The 12,182-nt window shown below is 71.1% G+C and carries 13 protein-coding genes; 5 read left to right on the forward strand and 8 right to left on the reverse strand.

Annotated elements, in window-relative coordinates:
• Nucleotides 1-47 precede the first annotated feature (47 nt).
• Entirely contained in the window at nt 48-680 is a 633-nt protein-coding gene (locus ACIQM4_RS21835; RefSeq protein WP_401593960.1) for a sulfite oxidase-like oxidoreductase, read from the reverse strand.
• A 156-nt stretch (nt 681-836) separates the two neighbouring features.
• Between ACIQM4_RS21835 and bfr the strand changes: the two genes are divergently transcribed.
• On the forward strand, nt 837-1,319 hold the full coding sequence (gene bfr, locus ACIQM4_RS21840; RefSeq protein ID WP_401593963.1) for a bacterioferritin: 483 nt from the start codon (nt 837-839) through the stop codon (nt 1,317-1,319).
• Here the strand turns inward: bfr and ACIQM4_RS21845 are convergent.
• Both ACIQM4_RS21845 and ACIQM4_RS21850 read right to left on the reverse strand, forming a co-directional pair.
• On the reverse strand, nt 1,316-1,564 hold the full coding sequence (locus ACIQM4_RS21845) for a bacterioferritin-associated ferredoxin (protein ID WP_401593965.1): 249 nt from the start codon (nt 1,562-1,564) through the stop codon (nt 1,316-1,318). The genes bfr and ACIQM4_RS21845 overlap by 4 nt on opposite strands.
• 147 nt (nt 1,565-1,711) lie before the next feature.
• Nucleotides 1,712-3,064 carry a class II 3-deoxy-7-phosphoheptulonate synthase gene (locus tag ACIQM4_RS21850; RefSeq protein WP_401593968.1) on the reverse strand — a complete coding sequence of 451 codons (1,353 nt, stop codon included), beginning with the start codon at nt 3,062-3,064 and terminating at the stop codon, nt 1,712-1,714.
• 102 nt (nt 3,065-3,166) lie between these two features.
• Between ACIQM4_RS21850 and ACIQM4_RS21855 the strand changes: the two genes are divergently transcribed.
• Entirely contained in the window at nt 3,167-3,235 is a 69-nt protein-coding gene (locus tag ACIQM4_RS21855; protein ID WP_401594195.1) for a trp operon leader peptide, read from the forward strand.
• 108 nt (nt 3,236-3,343) lie between these two features.
• Nucleotides 3,344-5,311 carry an anthranilate synthase family protein gene (locus ACIQM4_RS21860; protein WP_401593970.1) on the forward strand — a complete coding sequence of 656 codons (1,968 nt, stop codon included), beginning with the start codon at nt 3,344-3,346 and terminating at the stop codon, nt 5,309-5,311.
• Here ACIQM4_RS21860 and ACIQM4_RS21865 read toward each other — a convergent pair.
• From ACIQM4_RS21865 to ACIQM4_RS21885, 5 genes are all read right to left on the reverse strand, one after another.
• Nucleotides 5,288-6,367, reverse strand: coding sequence for a 2-hydroxyacid dehydrogenase (locus ACIQM4_RS21865; RefSeq protein ID WP_401593973.1), 1,080 nt, complete (start codon nt 6,365-6,367; stop codon nt 5,288-5,290). The genes ACIQM4_RS21860 and ACIQM4_RS21865 overlap by 24 nt on opposite strands.
• 79 nt (nt 6,368-6,446) lie before the next feature.
• Complete coding sequence (locus tag ACIQM4_RS21870; protein WP_401594198.1) at nt 6,447-7,481, reverse strand: 6-phosphofructokinase; 1,035 nt, start codon at nt 7,479-7,481, stop codon at nt 6,447-6,449.
• A 73-nt stretch (nt 7,482-7,554) separates the two neighbouring features.
• Nucleotides 7,555-8,199, reverse strand: a complete 645-nt coding sequence (locus ACIQM4_RS21875; RefSeq protein ID WP_401594200.1) for a response regulator — start codon at nt 8,197-8,199, stop codon at nt 7,555-7,557.
• A gap of 176 nt (nt 8,200-8,375) precedes the next feature.
• A complete protein-coding gene (gene macS, locus ACIQM4_RS21880) occupies nt 8,376-9,617 on the reverse strand; it encodes a MacS family sensor histidine kinase (RefSeq protein ID WP_401593976.1) in 1,242 nt (413 codons plus the stop codon).
• 75 nt (nt 9,618-9,692) lie between these two features.
• Complete coding sequence (locus ACIQM4_RS21885; RefSeq protein WP_401594203.1) at nt 9,693-10,493, reverse strand: lysophospholipid acyltransferase family protein; 801 nt, start codon at nt 10,491-10,493, stop codon at nt 9,693-9,695.
• A gap of 286 nt (nt 10,494-10,779) precedes the next feature.
• On the opposite strand from ACIQM4_RS21885, the gene ACIQM4_RS21890 reads away from it, so the two are divergent.
• Nucleotides 10,780-11,559, forward strand: a complete 780-nt coding sequence (locus tag ACIQM4_RS21890) for an alpha/beta hydrolase (RefSeq protein WP_401593978.1) — start codon at nt 10,780-10,782, stop codon at nt 11,557-11,559.
• The gene (locus ACIQM4_RS21895; RefSeq protein WP_401593981.1) at nt 11,552-12,163 is read left to right on the forward strand and encodes a hypothetical protein; all 612 of its coding nucleotides are present in this window, start codon (nt 11,552-11,554) and stop codon (nt 12,161-12,163) included. The genes ACIQM4_RS21890 and ACIQM4_RS21895 overlap by 8 nt, the downstream gene beginning before the upstream one ends.
• The last annotated feature ends 19 nt before the right edge of the window (nt 12,164-12,182 follow it).

A 12,182-nucleotide genomic window follows, 5' to 3' on the forward strand; every position in this document is an offset into this window, starting at 1 on the left:
GGGCCCGGCGGCGCTACAGCTCGGGGCCGTCCTTCGGCCCGGCGGCGCTACAGCTCGGGGCCGTCCCCCGGTTCCTCCTGGTAGGAGTAGCGCTGCTCGCGCCAGGGGTCACCGTGGTTGTGGTAGCCGCGCTCCTCCCAGAAGCCGCGGCGGTCCGCCGTCATGTACTCGATGCCGCGGACCCACTTGGGGCCCTTCCAGGCGTACAGGTGCGGGACGACCAGGCGCAGCGGGAAACCGTGCTCGGCGGTGAGCAGGTCTTCGCCCTTGTGCGTGGCGAAGATGGTGCGTGCGTCGGTGAAGTCCTCGATGCGGACGTTGGCGCTGTAGCCGTACTCGGCCCACACCATCACATGCGTGACGTTCGGGGCGGGCGGGGCGAGTTCCAGTACCGTACGGGCGGCCACGCCACCCCATTCGGCCCCCACCATGCTGAATTTCGTCACGCAGTGCAGGTCGGCGACGACCGTGTCGAAGGGCAGTGCGGAGAACTGCTCGTGGTTCCAGCAGTGCTTCTCGCCGTCCGCGGTCGCGCCGAAGACGCGGAACTCCCAGCGCTCGGGCTTGAACTTCGGGACGGGCCCGTAGTGGGTGACCGGCCAGCCGCGCTGCAGCCGTTGTCCCGGCGGAAGCTCGGAGTGCTCGATTTCGCGGTAATCCCGGCTTTCCGGCTGACCCATGCCTTCCATGGTGACAGACCACGGAGGGTGGTCATGACCGGGTCTGGCCCGATTCGGGCAACTCCTACTAAGCATGCACTTACTGGACGGGTCCTCGGGGGCGGTGCGAGGATTCGCGCATTCTGCCCGGCCACACCCCTGGAAGGAGCCCCAGCGATGCAGGGCGACCCCGAGGTCATCGAATTTCTCAACGAGCAGCTGACCGCCGAACTGACGGCGATCAACCAGTACTTCCTCCACGCCAAGATGCAGGAGAACTTCGGCTGGACGAAGCTCGCCGCCTACACGCGGTCGGAGTCGTTCGACGAGATGAAGCACGCGGAGCTGCTGACCGACCGCATCCTGTTCCTGGACGGCCTGCCGAACTACCAGCGGCTCTTCCACGTCCGCGTCGGCCAGACCGTCACGGAGATGTTCCAGGCCGACCGGCAGATCGAGGTCGAGGCGATCGACCGCCTCAAGCGCGGCGCCGAGGTTATGCGGGCCAAGGGCGACATCACGTCCTGCAAGATCTTCGAGGACATCCTGGCGGACGAGGAGCACCACATCGACTACCTCGACACCCAGCTGGAGCTGGTGGAGAAGCTCGGTGAGCCGCTCTACATCGCCCAGCTGATCGAGCAGCCGAGCGGGGCCTAGGCCGCCGCCCTGTCGTCCGTCTCCTGGGCCACCTGCTCGGCCGTGGCGGCCAGTTGACGCTTCTCGATGAGGTCGCGGCGCGGGCACGCACCCCGGCCCAGCAGTCCCTGGATGGTACGGACGCAGTTCCCGCAGTCCGTGCCGGCCTTGGTGACGGAGGCTATCTGGCGCGGGGTGCACGCTCCGGCGGCGGCGTGCGACTTGATCTGCTGGTCGGTCACGCCGAAGCAGGAGCAGACGAACACGCGGACACCTCGATCCCTCAGCCAGGCCGGTCCTTGGTCAGGTAAACCTAACCTTACCCGTGGCGAGGTGTGCGGGAAACCCCCGTTACGCCGGTGGGGCACGGATCACAAGGATCCGTGCCCCACCGTCACGCGTACGCGTCCCGCCTACTGGTCGCGGTACATCTCCGCCACCAGAAACGCCAGGTCCAGCGACTGGCTGCGGTTGAGCCGCGGGTCGCAGGCCGTCTCGTAGCGCTGGTGCAGGTCGTCGACGAAGATCTCGTGTCCGCCGCCCACGCACTCGGTGACGTCGTCACCGGTGAGTTCGACGTGGATGCCGCCCGGGTGGGTGCCGAGGCCCTTGTGCACCTCGAAGAAGCCCTTGACCTCGTCCAGGACGTCGTCGAAGCGGCGCGTCTTGTGGCCGGAGGCGGCCTCGAAGGTGTTGCCGTGCATCGGGTCCGTCACCCACGCCACGGTGGCGCCGGAGGCGGTGACCTTCTCGACCAGCTCGGGCAGCTTGTCGCGGACCTTGTCGGCGCCCATGCGGACGATGAAGGTCAGCCGGCCGGGCTCGCGGTCCGGGTCCAGCTTGTCGACGTAGCCGAGCGCCTCGTCGACGGACGTCGTGGGGCCGAGCTTGATGCCGATCGGGTTGCGGATCTTCGACGCGAACTCGATGTGCGCGCCGTCCATCTGCCGGGTGCGCTCACCGATCCAGACCATGTGGCCGGACGTGTCGTAGAGGGTCCCGGTCCTGGAGTCCACCCGGGTCAGCGCCGACTCGTAGTCGAGCAGCAGTGCCTCGTGCGAGGCGTAGAACTCCACCGTGCGGAACTCGGCCGGGTCGGTCCCGGCCGCCTTCATGAAGTTCAGCGCGTTGTCGATCTCGCGGGCGAGCTGCTCGTAGCGCTGGCCGGACGGCGAGTTCTTCACGAAGTCCTGGTTCCAGGCGTGCACCTGGCGCAGGTCCGCGTAACCGCCGGTGGTGAAGGCGCGCACGAGGTTGAGGGTGGAGGCGGAGGCGTTGTACATCCTCTTGAGCCGCTCGGGGTCCGGGATCCGGGCCTCCTCGGTGAACGCGAAACCGTTCACCGAGTCGCCGCGGTACGTCGGCAGGGTTACGCCGTCGCGGGTCTCGGTCCCCTTGGAGCGCGGCTTGCTGTACTGACCGGCGATCCGGCCCACCTTGACGACGGGCACGGACGCGGCGTACGTCAGCACGGCGCCCATCTGGAGGAGCGTCTTGAGCTTGTTGCGGATGTGGTCGGCCGACACGGCGTCGAACGCCTCCGCGCAGTCGCCGCCCTGGAGCAGGAACGCCTCGCCCTTGGCGACGGCTCCCAGTCGGGCGCGCAGCTGGTCGCACTCGCCCGCGAAGACGAGCGGCGGATACGATTCGAGGTCCGCGACAGCATCGCGCAGCGCCTCAGCATCGGGGTACTCGGGCTGCTGCGCCGCAGGGAGGTCACGCCAGGTGTTGCCACCGTTGAAGGTGGTCTTCGCGTTCACGGTCACTCGGCCAGCCTACGGGGTACGACCCGGTGCTCCGTGCCGCGCTCACAAGATGAGACGTCCGGTCCACCACGGGGACGCGGCCCGTGGGGTATCGTGCGGCACATGTTCGCGCAGCCCCGTACGACCCAGATCCAGAACTGGTGGTGGACCGCTCATCCGGCGGCCCACTGATCGCGCGTACATCCACTGACGCACAGGCCGCCCCAGGAGGGCGGCCTTTTCTGCGTCACCGGCCGTTCCTCCCGCAGGCTTCCCCCCGCCCCGGAAGGAACTCCCCCGATGCTTCCCGCGAACCTCCCGCAACGGCTGCTCGACCCCGCCTGCCCGCCCTTCGCCCTGCTGCGCCGCCGCACCCCCGGCCGCGACCACGACACCGTCGAGGTACTGATCGGCCCGGTGCACGAGGCCCAGCGGCTCGCGGACCTGCCGGTGGGCGAGGAGGGCAGGCCCGCCCTCGCCCTCGTGCCGTTCCGGCAGATCAGGGAGCGCGGCTTCGACGTGCGCGACGACGGGACGCCGCTGAGCGTGCTGGTCCCGGACGAGGTCCACGAACTGCCCCTCGACCGGCTGCGGGACGCGCTGCCCGCGCACGACGTCCGGGTCCTGGGTGGCGCCTTCGACGTCGGCGACGCGGAGTACGCCGAGATCGTCTCCCGGGTCGTCGAGAGCGAGATCGGCCGGGGAGAGGGCGCGAACTTCGTCATCCGGCGTACGTACACGGGAGAGATCCCGGGGTTCGGCGCGGCGGACGCGCTGGCGCTCTTCCGCCGGCTGCTCGACGGCGAGCGGGGCGCGTACTGGACGTACGTCGTGCACACCGGCGACCGGACGCTGGTGGGTGCGAGCCCCGAGGTCCATGTGCGGATGTCGGGCGGGACGGTCGTGATGAACCCGATCAGCGGCACCTACCGCTACCCGGCCCAGGGCCCCACGTCGGACGACCTGCTGGACTTCCTCGCCGACCCGAAGGAGACCGAGGAGCTGTCGATGGTCGTCGACGAGGAGCTCAAGATGATGTGCACGGTCGGGGACATGGGCGGCGTCGTCGTCGGCCCCCGGCTCAAGGAGATGGCCCATCTGGCGCACACGGAGTACGAGTTGCGGGGGCGCAGCTCGCTGGACGTGCGGGAGGTGCTGCGCGAGACGATGTTCGCGGCGACGGTGACCGGCTCGCCGGTGCAGAACGCGTGCCGGGTCATCGAGCGGTACGAGCCCGTCGGGCCGGACGGCGCGGGGCGCGGCTACTACGCGGGCGCCCTCGCGCTGCTCGGCCGGGACGCGTCCGGGGCGCAGACCCTGGATTCGCCGATCCTGATCCGCACCGCGGACATCTCCCGCGACGGCCGGCTGCGGGTGCCGGTCGGCGCCACGCTCGTACGGCACTCGGACCCGGCGGGCGAGGTGGCCGAGACGCACGCCAAGGCGGCGGGGGTGCTGACCGCCCTGGGGGTGCGCGGCGGGCGCCCGCGGGAGGAGTCGGCGCGGCCCCCGCTGAGCGACGACGCCCGGGTGCGGGCGGCGCTGGACGGCAGGCGGGCGCGGCTGGCGCCGTTCTGGCTGAAGATGCAGGAGCGCACCCGGACACTGTCGGGGCACGCGCTGGTGGTGGACGCCGAGGACACCTTCACGGCGATGCTGGCGCACGTGCTGCGCGCCTCGGGCCTCGATGTGTCCCTGCGGCGCCACGACGAGCCGGGGCTGCGGGCTGCGGCGCTCGCGCACAGGGGGCCGGTGGTGCTGGGTCCCGGCCCCGGCGACCCGAGGGACGCCGCCGATCCGAAGATGCGGTTCCTGCGAGCCCTGACCGCGGACCTGCTGAGCGGGGGCGCGGGCGGACGGGTGGCCGGCCTCGCGCCGGGTTCCGCGCCGGGTTCCGCGCCCGGTTCCGCGCCCGGGGTGCTCGGGGTGTGCCTGGGGCACGAGCTGATCGCGGCGGAGCTGGGCCTGGACATCGTGCGCAAGCGGGTGCCCCACCAGGGGGCGCAGGAGCGCGTCGAGCTGTTCGGGAGGCCGGAGACGGTGGGGTTCTACAACAGCTTCACCGCGGTGTGTGACGCGGCTGCCGCGACGGAGCTGGCCGCGCACGGCATCGAGGTGTCCGCGGACACCGGGTCGGGCGAGGTGCACGCGCTGCGCGGCCCCGGCTTCGCCTCGGTCCAGTTCCACCCGGAGTCGGTGCTGAGCCTGCGGGGCACGACGGTGGTGACGGAGCTGCTGGCGGGGCTACTCAGCCCGACCGGGGTCTGAGTGGCGGTGCGGGGCCCGGTCCTCCCGGGCCGGGCCCCGCACCAGGAAGTTGTCGCCTGCGCGGCCCGCCAGGTAGTCGGTGACGTTCTGCACGGTCGCCTCGATGATCTGCCCGAGGGCGTCGACCGTGTAGTAGGCCTGGTGCGAGGTGACCAGGACGTTCGGGAAGGTGACCAGGCGGGCCAGGGTGTCGTCCTCGACGACCTCCAGGGACTTGTCGAGGAAGAACAGGCCTGCCTCCGCCTCGTACACGTCCAGTCCGATCCCGGCGAAGCGCCCGGCGCGCAGCTCATCGACGAGGGCGTCGGTGTCGACGAGCCCGCCCCTGCTGGAGTTCACCAGGATCGCGTCGTCCTTCATGGCGCGCAGCGCGGTGGCGTCGATGAGGTGGCGGGTGCTCGGCAGCAGCGGCACGTGCAGGCTGACCAGGTCGGCCGAGGCGAGGAGCTCGTCCTTGTCGACGTACCGCATGCCGAGGTCCAGGCACTCCTGGTTGGGCGCGACGTCCCAGCCGAGCAGACGCATCCCGAAGCCGTGGGCGATCCGGGTGAACGCCTCGCCGATCTTGCCGGTGCCCACCACCCCCGCCGTACGCCCGCGCATGTCGCGGCCGAGCAGCCCGTCGAGCCGGAAGTCGAAGTCACGGGTACGGCCGGCCGCGCGGACGATGCGGCGGTTGACGGCCATCGCGAGGGTCCAGGCGAATTCGGCGACGGAGTAGGGCGAGTAGTGCGAGACCCGGGCGACACAGAGACCGAGTTCGCGGGCCACGTCGAGGTCGATGTTGTTGAAGCCGGTGGAGCGCTGGGCGATCATGCGGGTCCCGCCGTCCGCGAGCACGCGCAGCACGCGCGCGTTCAGATCGGCGTTGACACTGGTGCTGATCACCTCGTGGCCCGCGGCGATGGGAGCGGTGTCCGCGGTGAGGAAGACCTTGAGGCAGTGCACGCCGACCGGATCACCGCCTCCCGGGGCGGACGCGCCGCCGGCTTCGGCGAAGGCCTGTTCGATCAGCGGCTGCTCGTCGGCCTGCACACCGAATGCCAGGATTTCCACGGTATCCACCAGTTTCGAGAGGCTCGGGCCGGATCAGCCCAATATCGCCGATCTGCCCGGCCCGAGCCACTCACAGGCGTCAGCCGAAGAAGACCTCCGCCTCCGCGTACATCGCCGCCGGCACCGTCTTGAGCTTCGCCGTCGCCTCAGCGATCGGCACCCGCACGATGTCCGTGCCCCGGAGCGCGACCATCGTCCCGAAGTCCCCGTCGTGCACGGCGTCGATCGCGTGCAGGCCGAAGCGGGTGGCGAGCCAGCGGTCGAAGGCGCTGGGCGTACCACCGCGCTGGACATGGCCCAGGACGGTCGTACGCGCCTCCTTGCCGGTCCGCTTCTCGATCTCCTTCGCCAGCCACTCCCCCACACCCGACAGCCGTACGTGCCCGAAGGAGTCCAGCGTGCCGTCCTTGAGCACCATGTCGCCGTCCTTGGGCGCGGCGCCCTCCGCGACGACGACTATCGGCGCGTAGGAGGACCGGAAGCGCGAGGAGATCCAGCCGCAGACCTGCTCGATGTCGAAGCGCCGCTCGGGCAGCAGGATGACGTTGGCACCGCCCGCCAGTCCGGAGTGCAGCGCTATCCAGCCCGAGTGCCGGCCCATCACCTCCACCACCAGGACCCGCATGTGGGACTCGGCGGTGGTGTGCAGCCGGTCGATGGCCTCGGTGGCGATGGAGACCGCGGTGTCGAAGCCGAAGGTGTAGTCGGTGGCGGAGAGGTCGTTGTCGATGGTCTTGGGCACGCCGACACAGGGGATGCCGTACTCGCCGGAGAGCCGGGCCGCGACGCCGAGGGTGTCCTCGCCGCCGATGACGATCAGTGCCTGGACACCGTGCCTGGCCATCGTCGCCTCGATGAGGCGCACACCGTCCTCGCCGTCGGTGAGGGGATTGGTGCGCGAGGAGCCGAGGACGGTGCCGCCGCGGGGCAGGATCCCCCGGACCGCCTCGACGTCCAGGCGTACCGTGCGGTGGTCGTCCAGGACGCCCCGCCAGCCGTCCCGGAACCCGACGAACTCGTAACCGTAGCTCTGCACGCCCTTGCGGACGACGGCGCGGATGACCGCGTTGAGCCCCGGGCAGTCACCACCCCCGGTCAGAACTCCGACCTTCAACGCGGTGTTCGTTTTCAACTGCTGGTCCCTTCGCCGCACCGAGCACTGGGACCCACCAAGCTAGAGCGCCCGCTCAGGCGTCGTCGAGACCGCGCTCGATCGCGTACCGCACCAACTCCACGCGGTTGTGCAGCTGGAGCTTGCCCAGGGTGTTCTGGACGTGGTTCTGCACGGTGCGGTGCGAGATCACCAGCCGCTCGGCTATCTGCTTGTACGAGAGTCCCTTGGCGACCAGCCGCAGCACCTCCGTCTCACGGTCGGTGAGCTGCGGGGCCTTCGGCTCGTCGGGGGCCGCGGGCGCCGGGTCGGAGGCGAGCCGCCGGTACTCGCCGAGCACCAGTCCCGCGAGTCCCGGCGTGAACACCGGGTCGCCGGCCGCGGTGCGGCGGACCGCGTCGCAGAGTTCCTCGGTGGACGCCGACTTGAGCAGATAGCCGGTCGCCCCGGACTTCACCGCTTCCAGTACGTCCGCGTGCTCGCCGCTCGCGGACAGCACCAGGACCCGCAGCCCGGGGTCGGCGCCGACCAGTTCCTTGCAGACCTGGACGCCCGGCATGCCCGGCAGGTTGAGGTCCAGCACCAGCACGTCGGGCGCCGTGGCCCGAGCGCGCCGCACCGCCTGCGGGCCGTCACCCGCGGTGGCGACCACGTCGAACCCCGCCGCGTCGAGGTCACGGGCGACCGCGTCCCGCCACATCGGGTGGTCGTCGACGACCATCACCTTGACGGACGGGTCGCCGTGGCACGGCTCGGCCTGCTGCTCCGTCTGCTGCTCGGCCCGCCCCGCCGTCTGGTGCTCGGCCCGCAGTTCCGTCGACTGCCCGGCCTGCTCCGCCGTCTGCTGCTCGGCCCGCTGTTCCGTACGCCGTTCCGGCTGCTGTTGTGTCACGTCGCTCATCGTTCCGTCTTTCCCCGTGGTGGCCGCGCCGCGCGCGGCACCTTCAGTTCCACTTCCGTGCCCTGCCCCGGGACCGAGAGCAGCTCGGCGCTGCCGCCGAGTTCCCGCAGCCGTCCCCGGATCGACAGGGCGACCCCGAGCCGCCCTTCCCCCTCCGCCTGCGCGAGCCTCCCCTCCGCGATGCCGGGGCCGTCGTCCCGTACCGTCACGATCACCTCGTCCGGCTCGTCCTCGACCAGGATCCAGGCCTGCGCCCCGGTGCCCGCGTGCCGGCGGACATTGTCCAGGGCGGCGCTGACGGCCGCCGCGAGCTCCCTGGCCTCCGTGGGCTCCAGCAGCACCGGGGCACCCGGCTCCGCGAAGCAGACCTTCGCTCCCGCGTGCGGGGCGAGCAGCGAGCGCAGATCGACCGGGCCGGCCGGGGCGCCGGGCCCCTCCGGCTCGTCGACCTCGACGTTACGGACCACCGCGCCCAGCGAGGCGTCCTCGGACGCCCGCGTGGTGGGGACCAGGCCGCTGGAGACCAGGGTTCGCAAGGCGACCTCCTGCTCCCCCGCCATCCGGCCGAGTTCGGCCGCCTCACCGCCCAGTGCGCTGCCGCGCCGCTGCACCATGGCGAGCACCTGCAGGACGCTGTCGTGGATGTCCCTGGCCAGGCGCTCGCGCTCCCGGGTGGTGGCCTCGATCTCCAGGGCGCGGGCGAGGGTGCGCTCGGAGGCGCGGGCCACCTCGACGACGTACCCGATGGCGATGGAGGCGACCCAGACCAGGAGCACGTTGTGCAGGGTGTCGCGGGTGGGCGTGCCGCGCTCGACCAGGTTCGCGACGGCCACCAGCGTGGAGGCGAGCGCCGCCCACCGCCAGCCGCCCTTGATGGCGTACGCGAGGACCGCTCCGGCGGTCCATATGGTCGGCAGGGTCGGCCCGTCCACCTGCTGCGCCTGAAAGTTGGCGAGCGGCGTGAGCAGGATGCCCACGAGGGCGACCGTCAGGTCGGCGACCAGGAAGCGCTTGGTGCAGCTCGCCGCGTTCGCCACCTTGGGGAGCGTGCCGAGGGTCCACAGCGTCATGACCGCCAGATATGCGATCGCCACCCAGGACCGCTCGAAGTCCTCCCTGGTGGCCACGTACAGCAGGACCGCGTACACCATCGTGAGCACGCGGTAGCCGGTGAGCGCGCGCCACAGCGGCTGCTCCACCGACATCCGTACGACGCGCTCGCGCTGCGCCTTGGCCATCTCCCCCACCCCTGGACGGACCTCCGGGGACCGGCGCCCCCGCGGGCCGGCCCCCCTGTACGACGGACGACGCCGTCAGCCCCCGGAACGTTCCTTGTGCGCCTTCTCCAGCTCGGCCTGGTGGGCCTTCTCCGCCTTCTCCAGCTCCGCCTGGTGAGCCTTCTCCGCCTTCTCCAGCTCGGCCTTCTCCGCCTTGGCCGCCTTCTCGGCGTCCGCGATCTGCCGCTTCGCGGCGGTGGCGTAGATGTCGACGTACTCCTGGCCGGAGAGCTTCATGATCTCGTACATGACCTCGTCGGTCACCGAGCGCAGGATGAAGCGGTCGCCGTCCATGCCGTGGTAGCGGCTGAAGTCGAGCGGCTTGCCGATCCGGATGCCCGGTCGCAGCAGCTTGGGGACGACCTTGCCCGGCGGCTGGATCTTCTCGGTGTCGATCATCGCGACGGGAATCACCGGGGCGCCGGTCGCGAGCGCCACGCGCGCGAGGCCGCCGGGCTTGCCGCGGTAGAGGCGTCCGTCCGGGGAGCGGGTGCCCTCCGGGTAGATGCCGAACAGGCCGCCGCCCTCGACGACCTGGATGCCCGCCTTGATCGCCGCCTCGCCCGCACCGCGCCCGCCGGAGCGGTCCACCGGGAGCTGGCCGACGCCCTTGAAGAAGGCCGCGGTGAGCTTGCCCTTCACGCCGGGCGAGGTGAAGTACTCCGCCTTGGCGATGAAGGTGACCTTCCGGTCCAGCACGGCCGGCAGGAAGAAGGAGTCGGAGAACGACAGGTGGTTGCTCGCGAGGATCGCCGGCCCGTCCGCGGGGATGTTCTCGAGGCCCTCCACCCAGGGCCTGAAGGCGAGCTTCAGGGACCCTCCGATGGAGAACTTCATTGCGCCGTAGATCAACGTGTGCCTTCCCTCGTCTGTCGAAAAGACCATAACCCGCGTGCGGCCTGCGCTCCCGCCCACGCGCGCGGGTCTGCCGCCGCCGGCCGGCAGGCCTGCGGATCTGGTCGGTGTCGGTCCGGTCGCGTACGGTGAAGTCATCTTCAGCGCCTCCTCACGTCCTCGGCGTCGCTCCGTATCTCCGTATCTCCGCCTCGCCGACCCGTCCGTCCTCGCGGACACCCGTCCTTCCTCATGAACACCCGTCCTTCTTCATGAACAGGAGACCCCGGTGCCGGTCCTCCCTGGAGCCGAGCCGTTCCGCCACGAGGGCGGAGAGGTAGGCGTCCTGCTCTGCCACGGCTTCACCGGTTCCCCCCAGTCGTTGCGGCCGTGGGCCGACCACCTGGCCGAGCGCGGCCTGACGGTGTCACTGCCGCTGCTGCCCGGCCACGGCACCCGCTGGGAGGACATGCAGCTCACCGGCTGGCAGGACTGGTACGCGGAGGTGGACCGGGAGCTGCGCGCCCTCCGCGAGCGCTGTTCCCGGGTCTTCGTGTTCGGTCTGTCCATGGGCGGCGCGCTCGCGCTGCGGCTGGCCGCCAAGCACGGCGAGGCGGTCGACGGAATCGTCGTCGTCAACCCCGGCAACAAGGTGCACGGCCTCGCGGCCCGCACCCTGCCGCTCACCCGCCATCTCGTGCGCACGACCAAGGGCGTGTGCGACGACATCGCACGGGAGGGGTCCCACGAGGTGGCCTACGCCCGGGTCCCGCTGCACGCCGCGCACTCGCTGCGGCAGTTCTTCAAGATGGTCGACGGCGAGCTGCCGCAGGTCACGCAGCCGCTCCTGCTGCTGCACAGCCCGCAGGACCACGTGGTGCCGCCCGCCGACTCGGCCCGGGTCCTCAGCCGGGTCTCGTCGCACGACGTCACCGAGGTCCTGCTGGAACAGAGCTACCACGTGGCGACGTTGGACCATGACGCGAAGCGGATTTTCGACGAGAGTTACGCGTTCATCGGCCGCCTCGCTCCGAGCGTCGGGAAGAAGGGGAGCACTGCCGGTGGCTGAGCACAACGCGGAGCGCGCGGACCGCGAGGAGGAGCGGGAGCCGGAGGCCGTCACGGGCGGACCGAAGGACGACGCCGCGACGCCTCTGGACGAGGCCGCTGTCTGGGAGGCGATCGTGGCGGGTTACGGGGCCGAGCCGCCGGACCCGCCGGGGGCGAAGCCCTTCAAGTCGGTGGACGACCTGGCACGCATGGAGGAGGGGGTCAACGGGGACGGGCCGGCTGCCGAGTCCGCCGTTCCCGCCGACGACCGGCCGCTGGGCAGCTCCGTCGTCTTCGCCCCCGGTGTCGGTACGTCCGGCCCCCGGGACTTCGCGCCCGCCGAGGCGAAGGACGACGACCTCGACGAGAGCGACGAGGGGCACTTTGTCCCGCCGGACCCGGACCTTCCGGAGGCGGACGTGACCTCCAAGTTCGCGTGGCTGGCGGTGGTCGGCGGTCCGCTGCTGCTGCTCCTCGCGGTGGTGCTGGGGTGGGACATGACCTGGTGGCTCCAGGTCCTGGGCATCGGCGGCTTCCTCGGCGGGTTCGCGACGCTGGTGGCGCGGATGTCGCACGGGTCGGACGAGGACGACGAGGACCCGGGGCGTGGAGCGGTGGTCTAGGGCGACCGGCGGGGGGGTG

This window comes from Streptomyces sp. NPDC091272, assembly GCF_044757485.1.
In the GTDB taxonomy this organism is placed as follows: Bacteria; Actinomycetota; Actinomycetes; order Streptomycetales; family Streptomycetaceae; genus Streptomyces.

Excerpts from the sequence above, each read along its gene's own strand:
- ACIQM4_RS21835 (WP_401593960.1), bottom strand. The coding sequence starts at position 680 with ATGGGTCAGCCGGAAAGCCGGGATTACCGCGAAATCGAGCACTCCGAG.
- ACIQM4_RS21875 (WP_401594200.1), bottom strand. The coding sequence starts at position 8,199 with ATGGTCGTCGACGACCACCCGATGTGGCGGGACGCGGTCGCCCGTGAC.
- macS (WP_401593976.1), bottom strand. The coding sequence starts at position 9,617 with ATGGCCAAGGCGCAGCGCGAGCGCGTCGTACGGATGTCGGTGGAGCAG.
- ACIQM4_RS21885 (WP_401594203.1), bottom strand. The coding sequence starts at position 10,493 with ATGAAGTTCTCCATCGGAGGGTCCCTGAAGCTCGCCTTCAGGCCCTGG.
- bfr (WP_401593963.1), top strand. The coding sequence starts at position 837 with ATGCAGGGCGACCCCGAGGTCATCGAATTTCTCAACGAGCAGCTGACC.
- ACIQM4_RS21860 (WP_401593970.1), top strand. The coding sequence starts at position 3,344 with ATGCTTCCCGCGAACCTCCCGCAACGGCTGCTCGACCCCGCCTGCCCG.